The sequence below is a fragment of the Microbulbifer marinus genome (genome assembly GCF_900107725.1).
GTDB classification, from domain to species: Bacteria; Pseudomonadota; Gammaproteobacteria; order Pseudomonadales; family Cellvibrionaceae; genus Microbulbifer; species Microbulbifer marinus.
In genome coordinates, this window is record NZ_FNQO01000004.1 from 214,096 (window position 1) to 238,560 (window position 24,465).

Consider the following 24,465-nt stretch of genomic DNA (forward strand, 5'->3'; position numbering starts at 1 on the left):
CTAACTGGGATCAATCCCCCTGGTAGTATTCCGGCGCCAGGTTGTCGAAGCGGGTGTACTTGCCGACGAAAGCGGCGCGGCAGGTGCCGATCTCACCGTTACGCTGCTTGCCGATAATCAGTTCGGCCATGCCCTTGTCCGGACTGTCCTCGTTGTAGTACTCGTCGCGGTAGATGAACAGGATCACGTCGGCGTCCTGCTCGATGGCGCCGGATTCCCGCAGGTCGGAGTTCATCGGCCGCTTGTTCGGGCGCTGTTCCACGCCGCGGTTCAGCTGCGACAGCGCGATCACCGGACAGTTGTATTCCTTCGCCAGCCCCTTCAGCGAGCGCGAGATCTCGGAGATCTCCTGGGTGCGGCCCTCGGTGGAGCCTTTCACCTGCATCAGCTGCAGGTAGTCGAGCATGACCATCGCCGGCATGCTCTTGGCCTCGGCTTCCTCACGGGTCATCTGCGGGTTGTCGCGCATCAGCTTGTTGGTGTGGTCGCGCACCGTGCGCTTGACCCGCGCCCGCACCTCGCTCGGGCTCAGCGCCGGGGTGTCATCGATGTACAGGGCCTTGCCCTTCATCTTCTGCACCGCGCTGGACAGCTTGGGCCAGTCCTCTTCCTGCAGCTTGCCGTTCCTGATGCGGCCCTGGTCGATGCGGCCGATGGACGACAGCATCCGCATGACCAGGCTGTCAGACGGCATCTCCATACTGAAGATCATCGTCGGGCGCTCCTGGCTCAGCATCGCCGCTTCGATAAAGTTCAGCGCCAGCGCGGTCTTACCCATCGACGGACGCGCGGCGAGGATGATCAGTTCGCCCGGCTGCCAGCCGGACGTGCGCTGGTCCAGCTCGGTGAGGCCGGTACTGAGGCCGGTGATATCGCCCTCGGTCTTGAACAGCTCGTCGATGCGCTCGACGGTCTGCTTCAGCAGCGCGTCGACGCCGACGAAGCCGCCGTCTTTCGCGCGCCCCTCGGCGATCTCGGTGACGCGGCGCTCGGCCATCTGCAGCAGATCGGCGGAGGCGAGGCCGCCGGGGTTGAAGCTGGTGCGGCTGATCTCACCGGCGGCGGCGATCAGCTGGCGCAGCATGGAGCGCTCGCGCACTATCTTGGCGTAGGCGACGATATTCGCCGCGGACGGGGTATTCTCGGCCAGTTCGGCCAGGTAGGCGGGGCCGCCGACCTCGGCCAGCAGGTCGCGGCTGGCCAGGGCTTCCGCCAGGGTGACGATATCGAGCGGTTGCTCGCCATCGGTCAGCGCGCCCATGACCGCAAAGATCTTGCGGTGACTGGCGACGAAGAAGTCCTCCTCGCTGAGCTGTTCGGCGACGGCATCGATGCGGCCCGGATCCAGCATCAGGCCGCCCAGCACAGACTGTTCCGCCTCCACTGAGTGGGGCAGTGGCGAGGTCTCTTCGGTCTGCAATTCTGCGTCGGGGACGGCGTATTCGTCGTTCATGCGGCTTTACTGGCTACCAGAAACAAAACAGGCGCTGAATCCTCTCAGGAATCCAGCGCCCGATTGTAGCGCGGCTGGCGCCATCCGGCAGCAGCCGCGAGCTATCAAAGCCTTATTCGGCTTCGATGACTACCTTAACGGTAGCGATTACGTCGGAGTGCAGCTGTACGTCAACGTCGTACTCGCCCACTTCGCGCAGCGCGCCTTCCGGCAGTTTCACTTCGGCCTTGGCAACTTCGACGCCGCCAGCGGTGATCGCATCGGCGATGTCGCGGGTGCCGATGGAGCCGAACAGCTTGCCTTCGTCACCGGCATTGGCGGTGATGGTCACAACCAGGTCAGCCAGCTTGGTAGCGCGGCTCTCGGCCTCGGCCACCTTGGCAGCTGCGGCAGCTTCCAGCTCAGCGCGCTTGGCTTCGAACTCAGCGACGTTGGCTGCAGTAGCCGGAATCGCCTTGCCAGTCGGCAGCAGGAAGTTGCGGCCAAAACCGGCTTTGACTTCAACGCGGTCGCCCACATTGCCCAGTTTGCCTACTTTGTCGAGCAGAATAACTTCCATCTCGGTTTCCTCAATTTCAGTTTTGTGCGGATCGCGCCTATTTAGCGGAGCGCCCGCGAATATCTATCCAGCTATCTACCAGTGCCAATCCGCACAGGAATCCGGCCAGTGGCAGTGCCGCGATCACCAGCATGACGTACATCGCCACCAGTGGGCCGCGGCCCCAGCCGCGGCTGGCCACCAGCCAGTGAATCAGCGCGATGCCGGCCACCACCATCGGGAAGGCGATCACCGCGCCCCAGAACACATAGTCCTGGGTCACCAGGCTGTACACCCACACCAGCATGCAAACCGCCGCCAGCGGTAGCGGCATGCGCAGCTGGTGAAACTCCTGGCGGAAACCGCCGGGGTTGTACAGCAGCGCCTGCCAGTAGCGCCCCAGCACCAGGGCCAGGGTTGCCGTAATGGCCGAGATCCAGCTCAGGTACCCGGTCGCGAGCGGCTCGCTGCCGAATATCTGCTGCATCTGTTCCGCCTGGCCGCCGCCGGATTCCTCCGCCGCCTGCAACAGGCTCTGCAACAGGCCGCCACTGAACTGGGCGGTGAGCAGAATGCCCGCCGCGGCCACCGCGGTCACCGCCACCAGGGCAGCGCCCCAGGAGCGCGAGCTGCGCAGTACCAGCGCGCCGCAGAAAACCGCGGCGAAATGGCTGGCCGCCAGGCCGGTCATCAGCGGCGACATATAGCCGCTCATGCCCGCGGCAACCACCGGCAGCAGGGCCCAGGCCACAACCATCAGGCCGTCGCTGCTGCCGCGGCGCAGACTCACCAGAGCCAGCGCCGCCGGGCTGATCAGCGGTATGCCCACCATGGTGATGAGCACCGCCCGCACGCGCCCGCGCATAATGAATTCAGCCAGGGCACGCACTTCTAGATAGCTTCTCTTGTAAAGCGTCTAAGCACAAAAACCTAAGTTCTGGGCTTAGGCTTCGTGGCTGTCCGTGTACGGCAGCAGGGCCAGGTAGCGAGCGCGCTTGACCGCAGTGGCCAGCTGGCGCTGATACTTGGCTTTGGTGCCAGTGATACGGCTCGGAACAATCTTGCCAGTTTCAGAAACGTAGGCTTTCAGGGTATCGAGATCTTTGTAGTCGATACGCTTTACGCCTTCAGCGGTGAAACGGCAGAACTTACGACGACGGAAAAAACGTGCCATCAGATAATCCCCTTACTCTTCGCTTTCGGCGTTATCGGAAGATTGCTCTTCCGCGGATTCGTCATCGGACTCCTGCTCGGAGCGCTCGCGACGTTCGGAGCGCTCAGCGCGCTCGGCGCGGGCAGCTTTGCGCTCGCGGCTCTCTTTTTCCGCCTTCATGATCGGGCTTTCTTCGGTGATCGCTTCGTCTTCGCGAATCACCAGGTTGCGCAGAACCGCGTCGTTGTAACGGAAGTTGGTAGTCAGCTCTTCCAGAGCCTCTTCCGTGCACTCGACGTTCAGCAGCACGTAGTGCGCTTTGTGGATCTTGTTGATCGGGTAAGCCAGACGGCGACGGCCCCAATCTTCCAGACGGTGAACCTGGCCACCGCTGTCTTTGATGGTAGCGGTGTAACGCTCCACCATACCGGGGACCTGCTCGCTCTGATCCGGGTGGACCAGGAATACAATTTCGTAATGACGCATTTTCGCTCCTTACGGGTTAAACAGCCTCCCGGGCAATCCGGTGAGGCAAGGAGAGCAACGTGCCGACTTGCGGGGGCACATTGCGGGCGGCGTATTCTAGGCACTTGCCCTCTTGGTTGCAAGTTAACCAATCCCCCCAGGCCCGACACCGCTGCCGGGCCGGCCAGCGGCGGATCGAGCGGCGCTCGCCCCTTGCGAGGAAACGGCTACCGGGACGAGCGAATCGGTCATCCGGGCGCGGGGCGCCACTGGCTATAGTATCCGGCCACCACTGCGAGAAACGCGATGCACCAGCGGACCCTCAGCCTCAAGTTTGGCCCATTTCAGGTGCCGGTCAGTGTCAGCCACCTCAATGGCGACGGCCCACTGGCACTGATCCTGCCGGCTCTGGGCGTGCCGGCGGCCAAATATGCGCTGCTGCAACAGGAGCTGCACGAGCGCGGCTACCACACCGCGGTCACCGAGCTGCCCGGCACGGGAGGCAGCCATCCCCGACCCCACCGCGGCGCCGACTACGGTTACAGCGACCTGGTGCTCACCTTTATTCCGCAGCTGCTGCGGTTGCTGCAACAGCAGTTCGGCCGCGGGCCGGCGCTGATTCTCGGCCACAGCATCGGCGGCCAGACCGCGACGCTGGCGGCCAGGGCCGGACTGACCGGCGACGCCAGGATCGTCAGCGTCGCCGCGGGACATATCCACTACCGCTGCTGGCGGGGGGCACAGCGGTTGCAGCTGCTCGGGGCCGCAGCGCTGGCCGGTATCGTCGCCAACCTGCTCGGCTACTTCCCCGGCGCACGGCTCGGTTTCGGCGGACGCGAAGCCCGAGGCCTGATGACAGACTGGTCGCGCTCGATCTTCAGCGGGCAGTTCGCGCCGGAGAAGCGCTTTTCTACGGCGCCGCAGGGCGCGCAGCCGACGCTGCATATCGCGCTGCACGGAGACCCGTTTGCCCCGCTGCAGGCCACGCGCAGGCTTGCGGCGATTACCGGTGGCGAAGCCCGGCAACTGCCGGCGACCTACCCGAAGGGCAACCCCCACCTGAGCTGGATCAAGAATCCGGGACCGGTTGCCGCAGCGGTCGACGAATGGCTGGAACCGGGAGGAGTAGCGAAACCAGCCGCGACCGTAACCGGCTAGCGCCTGCACGCTGTCTGGCGGCGCGCTATTGCAGTGATCCCGAGCTGATTCGTCTTGTTATGGTAGCCGCCGTTGCGCTGCGTTAATTTGCTACCCAGGATGGAGAAATGGATTCACTGATTTGCCTGTTCGAGAATGCCATGCCGGCGGAGATGTGCGACCGGCTGATTGAGCGCTTTGACGAATCTGCGGAAAAACAACCGGGCCGCACTGGCTCCGGCGTCGATCAAAGCAAGAAAACCAGTTCCGACCTAATGATCTCCGGGCTGGAATCCTGGCGCGACGAATGCGCGACCATCAACAACATGGTGGTTCGCGGCCTGATGGAATACTGCCGGCGCTACCCACACATGCTGACCGGCGCCCTGTCGCCGACCATCCTCGACGAGACCAGCGGCCAGCCGCGCAATCTGCACAGCGAGGATATCGGCAATCTGAACGAGCGGCAGCTACAGATGCTGGTTACGGGCATCTACCAGCTGGACAGCATCAACTTTCAACATTATGAAAAGGCGCGGGGTGGCTACCATCACTGGCACTCCGAGCACTACCCGCACCCCAGCGATCCCGCGCAGAAATCCCTGCACCGAGTCCTGTTCTGGCTGCTGTACCTGAACGATGTCGAAGAAGGCGGGGAAACCGAGTTTCACTATCAGGGCGCCAAGATCAAACCGCGCAGAGGCAGCCTGATACTTTCCCCCTGTGGCTTTACCCATACACACCGCGGCAATGTTCCGCAGTCGCATGACAAATACATTCTCACCTCCTGGGTCATGTACCGGCCGGCCAGCGCGCTGTACGGCACACCCCAATAACGGCACGAGGAAAGATTGCCGCGACCCGCAGTTTTTATCCTGTGATCTAGTGGAATTTTTTAGTGTCGAGGGGTCTGACTGCGGGCAGCGATTACCGCAAATAAATGTTTGGCGAGGCGGAAAAATAAAATGCCGGGTGATAGATCATCCCGGCACCATAAAAGACTCGTGCACGGCCCTAGCCGCGACTGCAGACAGCCGCGGGAGAAATGCCGCGTCAGCCGTTGCGCTGGCGCACCGCTTCGAACAGGCACACGCCGGTCGCCACGGACACGTTCAGGCTGCTGACCTCACCGGCCATCGGAATCTTTATCAGATGGTCGCAGTGTTCGCGGGTCAGCCGGCGCAGCCCGCTGCCCTCAGCTCCCATCACCAGCGCCATCGGTCCGGTCAACTGGCTCTGGTAAATATCCTGTTCGGCCTCACCGGCGGCGCCGAATATCCACACGCCGGCCTGCTGTAGCTGCTGCAGGGTGCGCGCGAGGTTGGTGACGGTGACAAACGGCAGCACCTCCGCGGCACCGCAGGCGACCTTGCGCGCCGTCGGTGTCAGTCCCGCGGATTTGTCCTTCGGTGCGATGACCGCGTGCACGCCCGCGGCCTCCGCCGAACGCAGGCAGGCGCCGAGGTTGTGGGGGTCGGTAACACCGTCGAGCACCAGCAGGAATGGTGCCTCACTGCTCTCCTCCAGTTGCTGCAGCAGCTCCTGCAGGAAGCGCTCATCATGGACCTTGGTCTGGCCGGCGCACACCGCCACCACACCCTGGTGGTTGCCGTCGTCGCCGACTTTTTCGTCCAGTGCGCGGCGATCGACGAAACGCACGGCGATATCATTTTTTTCCGCCTGCTGGATGATTTTCTGCAGGCGCTGATCTTTGCGCCCGCGCAGCAGCAGTAATTCCCGCACCTGCTGCGGGGAGCCCTTCAGCAGTGCCTGCACCGCGTGCAGGCCGTAAACCAGTTGTTGGCTCAAACTATCCCTCGACTACTTTTTCTTTTTACCTTTGGCAGAAGACTTTTTCTTCTTGCCATTTTTCGCCTTGGTGTTGGCTTTGGCGGCCTTGTGTGCCGCCTTGCGTGCTGCCACCGCCGGGCGCTTGCCGCCCTTGCGCGGCGGCGTGCGCCTGGGACCACGGCGCTTCTTCGGCGCCTCTTCCTCTGTCGCCTCCGCCGGCTTCTCCGGCTGGGCGGCAACCGGCACCGCCTCGGTGGAACCGACCTTGCGCTTGCGGAACGGCGTTTCCCCGGCAGGCGTTTCCGCATGTCGCGCCCAGGGGCTAGTGCTGCGTTTCTGGCTCGTGTCTTTCTTTTCCGCAGCCGCCTTGCCGCGGCGCTCGCGTTCCTGCTGATGCGCCACCGCCATCTCCATCGCGCGCGCACTCACTTTGGTCGACTCGCGCTTGGCTCTCGGCACCAGTTCCTCCAGCGTGAAATCCACCTTGCGCTCTTCCAGGTCGACGCGCGCCACCTGCACGGTAACCGAATCGCCCAGGTGATAGCGCTTGCCACTGCGCTCGCCGATCAGGCGCTGGTGGGCCTGCTCGAAGCGGTAATAATCCTTTGGCAAAGCGGTGACATGGATCAGCCCCTCGACATAGAGATCGTCCAGTTCGACAAACAGGCCGAAGCCGGTCACCGCACTGATCACGCCCGGATAGACCTCGCCGACATGGTCTTGCAGGTATTCGCACTTCAGCCAGCTGACCACATCGCGGGTGGCGTCATCGGCGCGGCGCTCGGTCATGGAGCAGTGCTCGCCCAGCTGCACCATCGCCGGCGTGTCGTAAGGCAGTATCTGCTCGCGCTCGATCGCCTCGGCACCGGGTACCGAATGCACCTTTTTCGCCACCGCGCGCTCATTGGCGCTGCCGTTGCGGATCAGCCAGCGCAAGGCACGGTGCAGCAGCAGATCCGGGTAACGGCGGATCGGCGAGGTAAAGTGGGCATAGGCGCGGTAATCGAGCCCGAAGTGGCCGCGATTCTCCGGCTGGTACACCGCCTGGTTCATCGAGCGCAGCATCATCATCTGAATGATATGGGCATCGGCGCGCCCCTCGACCTGCTCCAGCAGCATCTGGAAGTCGCTCGGCTGCGGCTCGCTGCCGCCGGGCAGGCGCAGGCCCAGTTCGCCGAGATATTCGCGCAGGTTGCTGAGCTTCTCCTCTTTGGGCGAATCATGCACGCGGTAGAGTGCCGGCAGCTCCGACAGCTCCATCAGCTCTGCCGCACAGACATTGGCGGCGAGCATGCACTCCTCGATCAGCTTATGGGCATCGTTGCGGGTCACCGGCACAATCCGCTCAATCTTGCGGTTGGCGTCGAAAATAATGCGCGTTTCGGTGGTTTCGAAATCGATGGCGCCGCGGCGGTCGCGGGCACCGCGCAGTGCCTTGTACAGGTCGTGCAGGTTATCCAGGTGCGGAACCAGCGCAGCGTAATGTTTGCGCAAACCGGAAGCGCGGTTGTCACGCTCGTCGAGCACCTGCCCCACCTGGGTGTAGGTCAGGCGCGCATGGCTGCGCATGACGCCCTCGAAGAAGCGGAAGTCGCGAATCTGGCCACTGCGGTCGATATGCATCTCGCACACCATACACAGCCGATCCACCTCCGGGTTCAGGGAACAGAGGCCATTGGACAGTTTCTCCGGCAGCATCGGCACGACGAAATCGGGGAAGTAGACCGAGTTGCCGCGGCCGTGCGCCTCCTCGTCCAGTGCCGTGCCCGGGCGTACGTAGTGGGACACGTCGGCGATGGCCACCAGCAGTTTCCAGCTGTCGTCGGGCAGCAGCTCGCAGAAGACCGCGTCGTCGAAATCCCGGGCATCCTCGCCGTCGATGGTGACCAGCGGCAACTGGCGCAGGTCGACACGTGCCTTCTTGTCCGCTTCCTCTACCTGGTCGGGAATCTCGTCCACTTCCCCCTGCAGTGCCGCCGGCCACGTGTGGGGTATGCCGTAGTTGCGGATGGCGACATCGATCTCCATCCCCGGTGCCAGGTGGTCGCCGAGTACCTCGGTGACTTCGCCCTGGGGCAGCGTGTCGCGGCTCGGCTGGGTGACGATCCTGACCACCACGTACTGGCCGTGACCGGCACCGGCGGAATGCTCGGCCGCCACCATGACGTCGAGGTTGATGCGCGGGTTGTCGGGGCGCACGAAACAGATGCCGTTCTCGCGGAACAGGCGTCCGGCCAGCTCGGTGGTGTTGTGCTTGATGACGCGGATCACCGCCGCCTCGCGCTTGCCGCGGAAGCCGCCGGGGGTCTCGCGCACCAGCACCTCGTCGCCGTCGAATACCTTGCGCATCTGCCGGTGGGACAGGTACAGGTCGTCGCCGCCGTCCCGAGGAGACACGAAACCGAAGCCGTCGCGGTGACCGATCACGCGGCCGCGCACCAGGCTCATCTTGTCCAGCACACCGAAGTCGCCGGCGCGGTTACTGGCGATCTGGCCGTCGCGGGACATGGCAATCAGACGCCGGCGGACGCCTTCGCGGCGATCTTCGTCTTCGATTTCCAGCAGGTCGGCGACTGTCTCCCAGGGCACCGGGCCCGGCTGCTGCTCGAGCAGTTGCAGCAGGAATTCCCGACTGGGAACAGGTTTGTCGTATTTCTCCGCCTCGCGCTCCGCGTGCGGATCGGCGAGATCGTGAATTGAGGTTTTCTTTTGAGTCAAAACAGCATCCGTTGTTCGAGGTAGCCGCACATGCTTCGGCGGCTTCCGGAGGGAATCCGGCAATTGGACTGGCGACTGGCACCGGTGACTACCGGTTCAGGGAGAGTCGCTACTGCACGCAGTATAAGCGATTTCGGTGCATTTCCCGACCACCGCGAAAAAAGTTGAAAAAAGCGCAGGCGCACCGTTGACACCCCCAGGCCATATCTCTATAGTGCGCGTCCTCAACGAAGCACACGTTGATTTGCCCAGGTGGCGGAATTGGTAGACGCGCTAGCTTCAGGTGCTAGTGACCGAAAGGTCGTGGAAGTTCAAGTCTTCTCCTGGGCACCAATTCCAAAAAGGCCGACTCGCGAGAGTCGGCCTTTTTTATTTGTGCTTCCGCCCTCCAATCAGCCACCCACTCCGCGGACACTGACGCCGAAGGCATCGCCCGGTCGGGCAGTCACGACGAACAATTGACACCTTCCGGAAAATCTCTATAGTGCGCGTCCTCAACGGCGAACACCGTTGACTTGCCCAGGTGGCGGAATTGGTAGACGCGCTAGCTTCAGGTGCTAGTGACCTTACGGTCGTGGAAGTTCAAGTCTTCTCCTGGGCACCATATCCGCAAAAAGGCCGACTCTCGCGAGTCGGCCTTTTTTGTTTTGCGGGGCGCAGATCCGCAGGGGCGTACCGGCCAGGCAGCAGGTCTCTCCTCGCAGCGGCTATTTTAGACTCTCGTGAATCAACCGTGTGCTGCTGACCAGGCTGCCGACGGCACCCAAGAGTCCCATCAGCGATGCGGCAATCAGGTAAATCGAATTGCCCGAGGTGACGGCGATAGCTCCCATTAGGAACAGTACTATCAGAGTTACCGGCAACCGGTAGCTTGTCCAGGTCCCCTCCTGGCCACTCTTTAACAGTCGCTCCAAGCTTTCCGTACTCTCGGCGTGTCGGACGAAATAGGCGAAGCTGTTGTTGATAATCTGGATTCGACCCTGCTCCATCCTGATCAACCCGAACACTGCCAGTTGCTCCAGCAACTGCGTGTTGGCAGGGTTGACGCGCTTCCCTTTCGCCAGATAGTACAGGGCCAACTTCCCGGAACTGGAACAGGCCTCCCAGTGGTAGCGGAACAGGGCGCCGGCCTTGAGCAGTATGCAATTGATCGATGCCCACTCCTGGCCGGATTTATGCCGGTCATACATTTTCCGCCAGCGCCGCCTAATTTTGCCTGTAACGACTTCGGGAGGCGCATCGGGGACCAATTCCGGAAGCAGGTAGCGCAACTGCCCGGAGGCCCGGCACTCGTCGTATATAAACGCGGGATCGAGGTTTTCGGTCAGCCTGCCCGGCAGCTCCACGCGGAAATCCATCAACACTTCGGACCAGCGAGCCATTTCCAGACTGCTGAGCTGCGGCAGCTCCGGAGCCAGAGTGTGGGCATCAAGTAGCAATATTTCGTAGCTGTGGCACTCGAAACACACCCTGAGCTCGTCAAGCTGCTGCGCCAACACCATTGCTTTCAGCTGCTCGATCAGCAACAGTAAATGCGCGCGATCGCCGGCCTGGGCGAAGCAGTTATCCAGTCGCGAGAGTGACACCGAGATGCCCTGCCCGTCCGTCCGGCAACTGATTCTGACGCCGGGAAAAGACGCATCCGGTTTTTCTTCCGACTGCAGCACCGGGCAGTTCCTGACAAGCGTGTTCAGTGCCCGGGCATTCTGGGACTCATTATCGGCAGCCCGTTGTAGCACTGCATTGAGGTTGTCGGCTGACGGCGGGTTTCCGCGCAGGTCGATAACAAGGCGAGTATCGGGGGCGAAACCGGGCCCCAGGTCTTCAGGCTCCGCTAGGCGTTCCAGATGTGCCAGGAAGGCCGGGGTACCCAGCATCCGCGGTATGATCACTCTCCGGTAAAACATCAGCCAGAAGCGGCAGATAAGTACAAACACGACGACCTGGATCGCAACGTACAATAGCCCTCGGAGAAACCGGCCGGCGCCACCGCCTTTACCGCCAGTTGCGCCTCTCTCGTAACAATCTTCAGATTTTGGAAAATTTTTCGGCAGGCCCAGCAAATACCAGTCAACCCATGAAGCCACCCGGGTACTGGTAGTGAGCTGACCGAAGGAACCGATATTTTCCGGCAGCAGATGCCGCTTACCCGACGCTATTCTCTCCCGGGTGCAGGTCAGGTCCGATCGCCATTCGTCCGAAATAGGCATCAGCTGCAGCGGATCGACCCCATAGCGTTTGATTGAATTCGGGTAACGGGTCAACGCGATCTCCTGCAGTTCCTGCAACTCCTTGCTGAGCCTGGCCTGGTGGAGGTTCCCTGTGTAGTACCACTCCATCGCTTTTAGCGGCTGGTCGCCCACACGGTGTAGCTGGACAATGACCGCCAGCCCGACGGCGAGGAACAGGAGCACCAGGATTGTGGAGCCCTTGTCCGGAGGGATGGAGCTCCTGCCGCTGCCCGCCGCACTGGCGCGCAGCTTGAGGTACGACCTGCACCCCCAGCCCAGGGGCACCAGCAGGGCGAAAATGGACAAGTATTCGGAAGCGCCACGCCAATCAAGTTCACGCTCCAGTGTGGAGCCGATACGAAATCCCAGAAACACACTGGCAATAAATATTGCGCTGAACACCAAGACGTAATTGCGATTTATCCCCTCGGGAATATACAGCCATTTTGCTAGGGCGCGCCCTGGAATGCTATTCGGCATCAGGTAGAGCAAAGCGGCAACGAGCAGCAGGACAGCCCCCATCCCCGCACTGGTTGCGAGGAAAAAATTCGTCATCAGCTCGTCGGTATTGTCGTCGGGAATAAATACCACCGCGACCCACTGGCTCACCGGCAGGGTACCCGCTTTAAAGTCCCCGGACCGGCCCTGGTAGTACCCGGGTATGGTCTTTCCCCTGAACATACCGGACCGGATAGCATGACGGATGGCAGCTGTGCCCTGCCCCGGGTGAAAAAGGTTCTCCACCATCGAGCGTTCGTGATCCATATGGAACAGGACCTCGCCGGAAACACGGTCGACAACCATGACAACCATATCCTGCAGCAACAGAGGGTCGCGCCACTCAGTCAGTGACAGAGAAGGCAGCAGGACGTCGGCTGCGACAATATAATCTCCGACCGGCCAGGGTGCTTCTTCTGTAGCAGGCGATTTCCACGGCGGAAATTTCAGCGGCATACTCACCACACTGCCCTTTATACCGCTGGTCATATAGCGAAGTCGCTGAATGTAGAAATTGTCCACTACGACGCACTGGGCGGCACTCAGGCCAACGCTCTCGGGATTACAGACCGTCGCGCCACTCCACCCCTGCTGCGTCCGCACCTTACTGAAATAGTCCCTGTAGGCGAGATCGTAGCTGTTAGGTGGTTTGTTGCTCTCCATGAAATAGAATTTGGGCAACACTTGATGCCCTTTTTTATTCATCAGAAAAACATCAATCAGTTTTGGCCCCTCTCGCAATCGCCGCATCTCATCGGGATCAAACCAAACTCCCGGCACGCGCGGGTCTTCCCCGCCCTTTTGCGAATCTTCCCGCTTCGCAAAACGTGCCCCCCGACCAAAGAGGCTGATGTAGGAGAGTCCTTCTTTTAATTTCAAATCCGGCGGTATCCCGTGCAGTCTTTCGTACGTCGTCTTGTTACGCGCCCAGATAGCATCAATCCGCCGGGACTTGCTCGACGGACATTCCATGCATTCTTCAGGAAGAGGTAGAAGATCTACCTCGCCGCCATCTTCCCCTTCTTGTTCGAAATGACTGACTCTCAGCCAGTAGTAACGATGAAAGCTCGCAAGCTCGCGAAACACCCAGTACAGCTCTTTCTCAAGCTCGCGCCGCATAACATCTATCATCTGCGCCGCTTTTCCCTGCTTGCGGTCAATCTCCGCCTCTCTTTCCCCATAGGCAATCCACACGGCAACGATCATGATGAAGGCCGCATAGGTGCAGACCAGCGTAGTACCGAAAAACACCCTTCTCAGCGGCTCGTTTCTCGACAGCATCACCAGGCGAGCTACGATCCAGCAGGAAATCAGGATCAGCACCGACAAAAGCAACAGGCTCAGATTCCAGCGTTTGCTCTCTTTCAGGGCGATCAACCGGTCTGGCAACACACCAATCAGATACAGGAACTGATCCGGCGAACCTACTTCGTTCTTTTGCGGCGCGCCTTCTTCATTTTCAGGCGTCGCCGCGACCTGCAGAGTTATTTTGTCGCGCAAGCGAAACGGTTGAATGAATAGCCGTGAGGATCCTGAACTCAATTCCATATCGACGTAGTGGCTGTGTCCCGGCAATGGCTCATCTATTTGTTCTTTTTCTGCACCTTCACGGGACAACAGATTCGCCCAACGGCGCCCGCGAAGCTCCTGAACCTGACGGCTGATTTCCTTTGTATCAGCCACAAACAGACCGGAAAGCCCGCCGGTACTGCCCAGCACACGCCCCTCGGCATCGGCAATCATATAGAGTGCAAAGTCATTACGGGGTTTTGGGAGGATATCTCCAATCAACACGCGGGATACTTCTGCAGAGCCGCAATGGATCTCCACTTGATTGAATTCCAGAGAATATCTGAAGCTTTCCTGCGGAGTCAGAGTACGCTTTTCGTCCTTATTGGCCCCCTCCGAACAGGTGTGTTGCGACTTATCACTTTTAGTGTTTTCCCAGTTCCATTGGTAGCTTGGAAAAATAGCAATCGTGGTAGTGAAACTTTCCCCCCATTTATGCAGGCTGACTAGTTGATCGAGCCTATTGTTGAAATTCTCGGCCGCCTCCTGCAGCGTGCGAAAGTAATGGGTGTTGATAAAGACTTCCTGCTGTTGTTGGTAGCGGTGGTAGAAATAGAAGACTACCAGCGACACCACCGCCAGCACGACGACCCACCCTTTTGTCAATCTGGTGGGAGGCCCTGATTCAGCGTTCTCATCCTTCCGCTTGGCAGCCATATCCCTTGCCTCACAAAACCCTCCAAATAGCGTGTCCCCCGAACTTTGTCCGGGCGTCACTAGTCAAAAACGGCATGTAGCGACGACATCGCAATTCCAGACTAGTGCAAGGGTGTGGAGTTGGCTAGGAAGAGGGCCGATAGGCCTCGGGTGCTGCAGGCAAATTCAGTTGTGACCCCGAAATCCGCAGCGTGCGCGCTCACTACAGATTGGGGCCTAATGATTTTTTAAATCAATAAAAATCCATTTAGCGGTATAACTCCGACAGCATCATCCGGTATTGCGCATACCCGCGGCGATACCGGCGATGGTCACCATCAGGGCACTCTCCAGCACCGAGTCAGTTTCCCGCTCACGCAGGCGTGCCATCAGCTCGGCCTGCAGTAGATGCAGCGGATCGGTGTAGGGATCGCGCACGCGGATCGACCAGCGCATGACAGGATTGTTGTCGAGCAGGCTGTCCCGACCGGTCAGTTGCTGCAGTGCGCTCACCGTGCGGGCCAGACGCTCGCGCAGTGTGTCGCCGAGCTGGATCAACTCGGGCTCATCGGTGAGCCGCTCCTCGTACCAGGACGCGACGCGGGTGTCGGTCTTGGCAAGCACCATCTCCAGCATATCCACGACCCCCTGGAAGAAGGGCCACTGCTCGCTCATCACCCGCAATCTGTCGGTCTCATCGCCGTGTTCGAGTGCACTCTCCAGCGCCGCACCGGTACCAAGCCAGGCGGGCAGCATCAGGCGGATCTGCGTCCAGGCAAACACCCACGGAATCGCGCGCAGGGTTTCGACGCCGCCGCCGGGCTTGCGCCGCGCCGGCCGGCTGCCCAGTGCCAGGCGGCTGAGTTCGGTTTCCGGGGTCACCGTGCGCAAGTAGGCCACCAGCGCCGGATCGTCGCGCACCACCTGTCGATAGCCGTCCACCGATACATCGGTGAGGCGATCCATTTCCGCACGCCACTCCGGGCGCGGTTCCGCCGGCGGCATCAATGTGGCCTCCAGGGTCGCGGCCACATACTGCTCGAGGTTATAGGCCGCCACCGACGGGCGACCGTATTTGAAGCGGATCATCTCGCCCTGCTCCGTGACGCGGATACGGCCGGCTACGGAACCCGGTGGTTGTGATAGCAGCGCCATGCGCGTCGGCGAACCGCCACGGGATATGGAACCGCCGCGGCCGTGGAACAGGGTCAGCGGAATGCCGTGGTTCTTGAAAATTGCGGTGAGCTTTTCCTGGGTACGGAACTGGGCCCAGGCGGCGCCAAGGAAGCCGGCATCCTTGGCAGAATCCGAATAGCCGATCATCACTTCCTGACCGTCGAGCACCCGCTGCTTGTACAGCGGAATATTCAGCAGCGCACTCATGGTGTCGCCGGCATTATCGAGGTCGTCCAGGGTTTCAAACAGCGGCACCACGCGCATCGGCTGGCTGACGCCGGCAATCTTCTGCAACAGCATCACCGCGAGCACGTCGGATGATGTCCTCGCCATGGAGATCACATAGGCGCCGAGCCCTTCTGGCCCCTGTTCCGCGATCACTTTGCAGGTCTCCAGCACCTGCCTGACATCTTCATCGCAGAGCTCGCTGTGGTAGAAACCTTCGTCCACCAGCGGCCGGCGGCTTTCCAACTCGGCCAGCAGGAACTTCTGCTTCTCATCCTCATCCCAGTCTGCGTAGCCGCCCAGCCCCAGATAGCGGGTGATTGCATCCAGCGCGTCCATGTGGCGGGTGGATTCCTGGCGGATGTCGAGGCGCAGCAGTGTGATGCCGAAACAGTTGAGTCGGCGCAAGGTGTCCTTGAGCTGACCGTCGGCGATGGCCGACAGGCCCACCTCGCGCAGAGAGCGGTCGATCAGGCTCAGCGCATCGAACAGTTGCCGGCCGCTGCTATAACCCTCGCCCGCCGCTTCCGGCTGGCCGCTGACGCGCGCCTCCATCTGCGCGCGGGTCGTACGCAGGCGATCGCGTACCTGACGCAGTATCACCCGGTAGGGCTCATGACTGGGACCGGTATGTGCCAGCAGCTCGTCACTGGCCCGGTGCATAGACAGATCCGCCAGCAGGTTTTCCACATCCCGCAAATACAGGTCTGCGGCCATCCAGCGCGCCAGCAGCAGCACCTCGCGGGTCACCGTGGCGGTGACATTGGGGTTGCCGTCGCGGTCGCCGCCCATCCAGGAGGCGAAGCGGATCGGCACCCAATCGGCGGGCATGGGCGGCAGCCCGGCCAGCTCCAGTTCCGCCTCGATCTTCCGCATACCGTCGGGCACCGCCCGCCACAGGGACTGTTCGATCGTCGCGAAACCCCACTTGGCCTCATCCACCGGTGTGGGTCTCTCGCGGCGGATTTCGTCGGTGCTCCAGGCGGACAGAATCTGTTCATGCAGGTGGCGGCGCAGGTCCTGCTGTTCTTCCTCGGTGAGATCCGGTCTATCCATGTCCGTCAGCAGGTCGGCAACCTGGTCATACTTGCGGATCAGGGTGCGACGGGTAACTTCGGTGGGATGGGCGGTGAGCACCAGCTCAACGGACAGGGCTTCCAGTACCGAGCGGATCTCTTCCTGATCGGCGTCGGCTTTTTTCAGCTCTGCCAGTACCTGGCGCAGGCCCTGATCGGTATCGGGATCGCCGGGATAGCGCTGGTGCTGCCGGTGCAGGCGCTCGCGGTGGCGCTGTTCGGCGATATTGGCGAGGTTGAGAAACTGGCTGAACGCGCGCGCCACCTCCAGCAGCGTGTCGTCATCGAGCGGGTCGAGCAGTTCACGCAGGCGGCCGACCTGCATTTCCCCATGACTGCGGCTTTCCACCGCGGCCTGGCGAATAGTTTCAACTGTATCGAATAACTGCTCGCCGGCCTGCTCGCGCAGCACTGCACCGAGTTCCTCGCCAAGCAGGCGTACGTCTTCCCTCAGGGGGGCGTTTTGATCCTGATTCACAGACTTCTCTCCGTTACCGAACGAACCGCACATCTTCGCATATTTTAGCGATGAAAAAAGGTTCCGGTAGGAAGCGACTTTTCCGATCAATTTACTTTCATTTGCAACCTTTTCACTGAAGATCGTCTGATTCAAATCACTGGAACTGTCGAATTGTCGGGCCGAGCCAGTGACACCAACTGCATTCGCGCCAACCCGCTTTGTTCCAGAGAATATTTCAATATCCAGCACCCTAGGAATGAAAATTTCGAGAAACAAAAAGATTGAATAGCACCTCCTGTGACAGGCGAAGAACCGGCCAACACGACGCATCGGCAAAAACATCAAATGGAATCTACACAGACAATTAAAAAGGAATAGCAATGATGACAAGCATTAAAACTATTAGGCACTGGCTCACGAGCGTTACTGGAAAATTGGCGGTACTGTTTTTAAGAGAGCGGTTAATCGCCTTTGGCGGTGGGGACTGCAGCATAAAAAAGGCCGACTCTTATGGAGTCGGCCCTTCCTCAGATAACCTGGCTTGGCATTAAAGCAGCGGAAGCCACATATGGACTAATGTGGGTTACCCTCCAACCTCTTCAGGCGCCAGCGGCGCCCGGTTACCCTGTTGTGAAGGCTGTTCCTGTGGCGATTCGTCATCACTCCCCTCCAGTTCGGCAGACCTGCGCGGCAGTTCATCTTCCTGGTCTGGCGCCCCGGACACACTCAAGGGCAATAGCTCGTCACCTGTCAGCTGCATCTCAGGGCTGTTCACCGCATCCACACCGGTGCTGTAGGGGTTTACCGCACTGAAGATCCCCGGATCCACCTGGGCAAAGTCCTCTACCGCGTTCTGCACCGCGGACTTCAGCCCCTGGGCAGCCTGGGCCCCGGCGACTGACTCAAGTTCGTCCCCCCTGGCCGTCAGCGTCGGGACTTGCCCGATAAAGTCCGGTTCAAAGTAGCTGATAGATACGATATCGACGGACTTGAGTACGTCCATACGCAATGGGTTGATCGCGCTACCAATTACGCTCCACTGCTGCAGTTCACTACCCAGCGTCACCTTGCCGGCCGTCAGATGAGTATCGCCATAGGTCTCCGCAGTCAGGCTGCCGAACTTGGCACTGTTCAGTGTAATCGTGCCACCGCCCGCGTTGACTTCGTCGATGACCAGATCGTCCTGTGCCAAAACGGAGATATCGATATCGGCACCGGCTGTCTGGATATTGAGGACCTCCACATTGGAGGTGATATCCACATTGCCGGCGACAATCAGGTCCGCGCGGCCGGCCTGCAAATCGCCACCGATGGTGTCGCTAGAGGTACTGGTAATCGCGATATCACCGCTACCGTCGTAGCCCAGACGCATGCCGTCAGCGAACAGAATGCCGGCGCCGTTGCGATTGAAGCTCGCGCTGCTGTCGCCTCCATTGACGAAATTAAAGCCCCGGTCGGTTTCCAGCTTTATGCCGTCGCTATTGTTGTCCAGCCATTCGAAGCCGGTAAAAAGGAAGTTACCCACGCGGTTATCGGCATCAGTGACCTGCCAGGTCTTGCCGGCGATATTGAACTGGAATTCGTCGTCACCGACGCCGCCGCTCAGGGTAACATCCTGACTACTGTCGGCGCTGACCTGCAGCGAATCATTACCTGCCCCCAACGAAAGGCTGTCGAGGCGGGTTCCCGCCAGTATCACCGTATCGCTGCCGGCACCGGTATGGATACTGGTAAACTCACCTCCGGAGAGAGTGAACTGGTCAGCACCACCACCGGCAACAATGGCTTCGACTCCACTAAAGCTCAGCGAGCTGCCGCCAGTGCTGATATTGCCCCCCGCCGCGTTCACGGACCAAACCCCATCGATGTCAGCGCCGCGAAGTACATCATTGCCACTGCCAGCGGTCAGGCTGGAAAGATTGGCGAAGGTGATTCCGCCAATGGTCATTGTGTCGAGGCTGCTGAACAGATATTCCCCATCGATACCCTGCCCCGTGTATGCGCCCGTACCGCTGACTCCTGCCAATCCCTCGAACAATACCGTAATACTGTCCACAGTCGCCTCGGCGCTGCCATCTACCAGTGCATCGCCACTACGTACCGACGTCCAACTTGCACCGCTGGAGCTGACCGTATCGGCACCTTCACCGGCGGCAACCCTTTCGAGACCGCTGAACTGGATGGCGGCGACACTGATATCCCCGAAGCTGGTCAACTCAAAATTATCTGCGGCGACAGTGCCCTGTAGAACATCATTACCGCCTCCAGCCTCGACCCGTGCAATACCGTCAAAGGCCATACCGGCAATACCTAGTTCCCCGTCACTCGCCAGAGCAAAGGTCTCGTTGTTCGCCGTGCCACGCAGCAACGCGTCGGCGGTAATCACCTGGTCGATTCCGAAAAGGTTAACACCGTTGACGATCAACTCTCCATCGGTACCCGTCAGCTGCCAGTCCGTCGCATTACTACTAATCGAATCCCCGCTGTCGGCGCCCGCCACTACGCTGGCAACGGATGAGAAAGCGATACCTCGCGCAGAGAGTGACGACCCCTTGTCGCTGAGAACGAAATTGTCCTCGGCATTGTTGGTCACCGCGTCCACATGCGAAGCATGGCCAGAAACCGATTCAATGCTTGCGAAGTCAATACCCGCTGCGGCGGCACTGCCAGTTCCATTACCAAGCGCCCAAGTCTCACCATCTGGGGAAGAGATCGTATCAACGCCTGCACCGGCATCTACCTGAGTTATTGCGGTAAATGTAATGCTATTGGCAGTGACCTGGTTGTTGGCGGTCAGGATAAATTGATCGGCAGACGCCGATCCATTCAATATTCCGTTGCCGCCGCTGGTGGTTTCCAGACTGGTAAATTCGATACCCGCATGACTCAGCGTATTATTAGCGCCACTCAGTTGCCATGCCTCACTATCCAAGCCGGTAAGAGCATCGCTGCCACCAGCAGCGGCAACGGCGAGGACGTCCTCGAAGCGAATTCCATAACTATCCAGCTGGTTATTTGCGGCTATTGCGAACTGATCGGAGCCAGCGGTGCCGCTCAGTGTGCCAGTGTTGGTCACCGTATCAACATTGGTAAATTTGATCGAGCCCGCGGTCACCGTGTTGGTGCCATGCAGGGCGACGGCACCCCGTGCCGCGAGCTCGTCATTTCCAGCGCCAGTATCAACCGCCACGAGGCCACTGAAACTGAGACCCACCGAATCTATGTCTAAGGCATCGTCAGCCGTCATCGTGAGGCTCTCAGCTGCGCTGGTTGTCGTCAGGCTTGCACTATCGCCGGAAAAGTTCTCTACGTTATGGAAAACCAGGCCGTCGTGCGTGACAGAGTTATCGATATTCAGCAGGTAGCCGCGGCCACTGCGCCCCAGCACACTGTCGTTGCCACTGCCCGCATCCAGCGTATCGACGCCGGAAATCACCAGGCCATATACACTGAGCGAGCTATTGGCGAGCATCAGGAAGGTGTCGTCACCACTCGAGCCTATCAGGTCTGCGGTAATGACGGATTCGAAGCCACTGAATGTCATATCACTGCTACTGAAGGCGCCGCCGGCGCCAAGCAGGGTCACGCTGTCCATTGCCGCTAAGGTATCGTCGCCCGCACCCGCGATGACGTCATCCAGGTCATTGAACCGCAGGCTTCCGACAGATACGGCCCTGGACCCATCGATGCTGAAGTCGGCCCCCGAATCGTTTCCGCGCAGTGTGCCACCGCCACCGGAGAAAGCCTCGATGCCAGAGAAAGTAATGCCGGCGTGAGCCACCTGGCTGCTGTCGGCCATGATTGTCCAATCATCGTTTACGGTGCTTTCGACAGCATCCGTGGCAGCACCATTCAGTGTTGCGATGCCGCTGAAATCGATCAGCGCCGCGGACAGCGCACCGCTACCGCTGACCGTAAAGATGTCCGTTCCAGCAGAACCGGTAAGTGTCGCAGTCACGGCGCTTTCTATTCCGGTGAATAGCAGGTCGCCAGCGCTCACCTCATTGTCAGTACCGTTGAGCGCTAATCCGCCGGAGTAGTCAGACGCATTGACGGAGTCGGCGCCGGTGCCTGCGTGGACCCATTGCATGCCGCTAACGGTCATATCCCAAACGAAAACATCGCCGCTGGAAAGCAGGGTGAAGGCATCGACACCGGCCGTACCCTGCAGGCCGGCATTCACAGCAATCAACTCTTCGACATTACCGAAGGCGATGCCGTTATTCTCGGCCTGCTTGGAGCCAAGCAACAACCAATCGAAGCCACTGGCCCCGATTACCGTATCAACACCACCCAGAGCATCGATACTGGTAACACCGTCAATGGTGATGCCACCGGTAAAGATTTTTCCGTCAGCAAGAATTTCGAAATCGTCATCTCCGTCGGTGGCAATGACACCAACGCCGGTGCCGGAGGCACTTTCTATATTGGTGAAGTTAATATTGCTAATTGTTGCCTTGCCGCTATTGCCCTGCAGCTTCACGTCCGCAGCCGCCTCGACATGATCAGTGCCGTCCAGCGCGTCGATACTGTCTATGCCGCTGGCGAACAACATCCCTGCGACGGACACGCTGCCATCGGCAGCCACTGCGAAGTTATCATTCCCGCTTGAACCCAGTAGGGTATCGGCAGTGACCGAATCGATAGAGCGGAACAGCAGACCATCGGCATCGAGCTCATTGTTGTTGCCATTCAGCGCCAGGTCGCCGGTAAAAGCCTGGGCATTAAGCTCATCGGCCCCCGCACCGGCGTTCACGAAGGTAAGGCCGCCGAAGGTGACGCCACTCACCTCCACGACACCGCCACCCATCAGTGCATAGGTCTCCGCGGAATCGGCCCCGAACAGTCCGGCGCCGGCCGCTGCAACCTGCTCCACACCGGTGAATTCGATTCCACTGCTGTTCAGTTCTGGGATGATATCGTCGAGCGTCCAGTCACTGCCGTCTCCTGTCACGCTGTCCTGACCGCCACGTGCATCGATACTGCTGATAGCAGAGAAATCAATACTATTCGCCTTCACCTGGTTCAGGCCTGTGATCTCGAAGCGGTCATCAAGCTCCGATCCTTTCACCGTGCCATTGCTGACAGCCTCAATAGAACTGAAGTCGATGCCGCGGATAGTCGCTTCGCCATCGTTGCCGCTGAGCACCGCTTCGGCCGTGGACACCAACGCTATCGTGTCGGCGCCCGCGCCGGCATCGACACCGGCAAGCGACCGGAAGATGAGGCCGTGTATGACCACATCGCCGTCGTCCTCGAGGCTGTAGTTTTCGTCCGCTGCAGTACCGCTCAGACCCGCTGAGTTCGCGACCAATGTCTGAACGCCGGAGAAAGTAACCAGGCTGTTCTCCGCCTCGCCGGCGATTGCTCCGAGCGACCAGTCTGCACCGGAAGCGCCGGTCGCGGTAGCCGTGCTACCAGCATTTTCCAGTTGCTCCAGCCCTGTCACATCAATTCCGTCGAAACTCAGGGCATTATCTGCAGAAACGCTAAAGTTGCGCCCATCACCGGATACCTGGAGCAGATCCAAGCCGCCCCCAGCATTGATCGCACTGACACCGCTAAATGCAACTTCATCGGCCAACAGGTTGTTGGTAGCATCCAGTGTAAATATATCGGCACCTGCAGTTCCGGCCAGTGTGGCGACGGTCGCACTGAATATATTGGATAGCACGAGGGATCCAGCACTGAGCTGGTTATCATTACCCGTCAGGGACAAGCCTGAGAGATAAGCACTGGCATCCAGGGAGTCACTCCCGCCGATACCGTCCACCGCTGATAAATTGCTGAAGGTCATCGCTGCCACGCTGACAGCGCCTGCGGCATCGAGAGTGAACACGTCGCCCGCGGCAGTGCCTTCCAACGTATCGCCGTCGGCGGCGACGCTACTGACACCACTGAAATGAATTTGCCAGGCATCAAGGGCGTTATCCCCCGTTACCGTGAAGGTATCGGCACCGGCACTGCCGGTCAGGGCCGCAGCAATGGCGTTCTCGATGTTGTAGAAATCGACACCACCCGCACTTAACTGGAAGTCGTTGCCAGTCAGCGTGACAGCAAGACCGGAACCGCTAGTGTCCAGGGTATCATCGCCGCTCCCGCCATCGACAGAGGATACATCTTTGAAGGTAAAACCGCCGTAGCTGACAGTACCTACGCCCTGTAATTCAAATAGGTCTGCACTCGCTGTACCATCCAAGCCGGCGTTCTGCGCGTAGAATTCTTCCACGTTGAGGAAGACGATACCGTTATTTTGCGGATTACTCGCGCCGTTCAGCGACCAATTCTCTCCATCGAGCCCAATGACGGTATCACTGCCTGCACCACCCGTTACCGTCGTGATACCAGAAAAATCGATGCCGTTAGCTTCGATACTGTTTACACCGGTAATTACGAAGTCATCTCCATTATCGGAAGCTGACATCGTACCGTTGACCACGGCTTCGATATTGAAAAAATCGATTTCGGCTGACCTGACCTGTCCTGTTTCACCGTTCAGTGCAACGGTGCCAATCGCATCCAGCATGTCATAACCTTCAGCGGCATCCACTGACGTTATGCCAAAATAGTCAATGTCATCTATTGTTAATGCGCCATCACCAATGATGGTCAGAATATTATCGAAATCGCCGCTCAAGCTGATCTGATCTGCGAATATCTTTTCCACATCCCAGAAATCAATATTGCCGATCTTGACCTTTTTCTTGTCGTTGGTTTCACCAGCACTTGGTGTAGCCGTACTGGCAAAAACGGTATCTACACCCTCTCCCGCTCGGACTTCCTTGAGCGACCGGAAGGTGAGGCCATCGATTACCACATCGCCGTCGTCTTCCAGCGTGTAACTCTCGTCGCTGGCAGTGCCCACCAGGCCTGCAGCATCGGCAACAAATGTCTCGACGTTGGCAAAGGTGATACCGTTGTTAACGGCTCCACCACTGCCATTGAGCGACCAATCCTCACCATTGAGACCAGTCGCCGTATCGTCGCCACTGCCGGCGGTGACACTACTGATACCGGCGAAGGCAATAGCGTTGGCTTCGATGCTGTCAGCACCGGTGACCAGGTAGCGATCGCCGGCATCCGAGGCCACTAGGGCCCCATTGGTGACTGACTCGATATTGCTGAAGTCGAGCCCACGAATGCTCGCCTCGCCGTCGGTACCGTTCAGGGTGGCGTCGGCAAGAGAGATCAGAGCAATCGTATCGCTGCCCCCGGCAGCATCAACACCGGTGAGTGACCGGAAGATGAGACCACCGACAACCACATCACCGTCGTCTTCCAGCGTGTAACTCTCGTCGCTGGCAGTGCCCACCAGGCCTGCGGCATCGGCAACAAATGT

General features: G+C 59.7%; 12 protein-coding genes and 2 tRNA genes. 4 read left to right on the top strand and 10 right to left on the bottom strand.

Features of this window, described 5'->3' with window-relative positions:
- Window positions 1-10: 10 nt before the first annotated feature.
- The 5 genes from dnaB to rpsF form a co-directional block, all read right to left on the bottom strand.
- Window positions 11-1,453, bottom strand: a complete 1,443-nt coding sequence (gene dnaB, locus BLW36_RS15400) for a replicative DNA helicase (RefSeq protein WP_091390776.1) — start codon at window positions 1,451-1,453, stop codon at window positions 11-13.
- A gap of 112 nt (window positions 1,454-1,565) precedes the next feature.
- The gene (gene rplI / locus BLW36_RS15405; RefSeq protein ID WP_091390779.1) at window positions 1,566-2,012 is read right to left on the bottom strand and encodes a 50S ribosomal protein L9; all 447 of its coding nucleotides are present in this window, start codon (window positions 2,010-2,012) and stop codon (window positions 1,566-1,568) included.
- Between the two features lie 37 nt (window positions 2,013-2,049).
- Window positions 2,050-2,880, bottom strand: coding sequence for a hypothetical protein (locus BLW36_RS15410; protein WP_091390781.1), 831 nt, complete (start codon window positions 2,878-2,880; stop codon window positions 2,050-2,052).
- A gap of 54 nt (window positions 2,881-2,934) precedes the next feature.
- On the bottom strand, window positions 2,935-3,165 hold the full coding sequence (rpsR, locus tag BLW36_RS15415; RefSeq protein WP_067084304.1) for a 30S ribosomal protein S18: 231 nt from the start codon (window positions 3,163-3,165) through the stop codon (window positions 2,935-2,937).
- 12 nt (window positions 3,166-3,177) lie between these two features.
- Entirely contained in the window at window positions 3,178-3,630 is a 453-nt protein-coding gene (rpsF, locus tag BLW36_RS15420; protein ID WP_091390782.1) for a 30S ribosomal protein S6, read from the bottom strand.
- A 285-nt stretch (window positions 3,631-3,915) separates the two neighbouring features.
- On the opposite strand from rpsF, the gene BLW36_RS15425 reads away from it, so the two are divergent.
- Together BLW36_RS15425 and BLW36_RS15430 are read left to right on the top strand one after the other, a co-directional pair.
- Window positions 3,916-4,767, top strand: coding sequence for an alpha/beta fold hydrolase (locus BLW36_RS15425; RefSeq protein ID WP_091390783.1), 852 nt, complete (start codon window positions 3,916-3,918; stop codon window positions 4,765-4,767).
- Window positions 4,768-4,874: 107 nt separating this feature from the next.
- Window positions 4,875-5,582 carry a 2OG-Fe(II) oxygenase gene (locus tag BLW36_RS15430; protein WP_091390785.1) on the top strand — a complete coding sequence of 236 codons (708 nt, stop codon included), beginning with the start codon at window positions 4,875-4,877 and terminating at the stop codon, window positions 5,580-5,582.
- A gap of 217 nt (window positions 5,583-5,799) precedes the next feature.
- On the opposite strand, the gene rlmB is transcribed toward BLW36_RS15430, so the two are convergent.
- Together rlmB and rnr are read right to left on the bottom strand one after the other, a co-directional pair.
- Window positions 5,800-6,555 carry a 23S rRNA (guanosine(2251)-2'-O)-methyltransferase RlmB gene (rlmB, locus tag BLW36_RS15435; protein WP_091390797.1) on the bottom strand — a complete coding sequence of 252 codons (756 nt, stop codon included), beginning with the start codon at window positions 6,553-6,555 and terminating at the stop codon, window positions 5,800-5,802.
- Between the two features lie 12 nt (window positions 6,556-6,567).
- Entirely contained in the window at window positions 6,568-9,255 is a 2,688-nt protein-coding gene (gene rnr, locus BLW36_RS15440) for a ribonuclease R (protein WP_091390799.1), read from the bottom strand.
- A gap of 246 nt (window positions 9,256-9,501) precedes the next feature.
- On the opposite strand from rnr, the gene BLW36_RS15445 reads away from it, so the two are divergent.
- Window positions 9,502-9,588, top strand: a tRNA-Leu gene (locus BLW36_RS15445).
- Window positions 9,589-9,772: 184 nt separating this feature from the next.
- Window positions 9,773-9,859 (top strand) — tRNA-Leu (locus BLW36_RS15450).
- Between the two features lie 103 nt (window positions 9,860-9,962).
- Here BLW36_RS15450 and BLW36_RS15455 read toward each other — a convergent pair.
- The 3 genes from BLW36_RS15455 to BLW36_RS17380 form a co-directional block, all read right to left on the bottom strand.
- Window positions 9,963-14,210, bottom strand: a complete 4,248-nt coding sequence (locus BLW36_RS15455; protein ID WP_091390801.1) for a hypothetical protein — start codon at window positions 14,208-14,210, stop codon at window positions 9,963-9,965.
- A 270-nt stretch (window positions 14,211-14,480) separates the two neighbouring features.
- Window positions 14,481-17,144: a phosphoenolpyruvate carboxylase gene (gene ppc, locus BLW36_RS15460; RefSeq protein ID WP_091390804.1), complete on the bottom strand. Its 2,664-nt coding sequence runs from the start codon at window positions 17,142-17,144 to the stop codon at window positions 14,481-14,483.
- 565 nt (window positions 17,145-17,709) lie between these two features.
- The gene (locus tag BLW36_RS17380) at window positions 17,710-24,438 is read right to left on the bottom strand and encodes a hypothetical protein (protein WP_211567227.1); all 6,729 of its coding nucleotides are present in this window, start codon (window positions 24,436-24,438) and stop codon (window positions 17,710-17,712) included.
- Window positions 24,439-24,465: the final 27 nt, after the last annotated feature.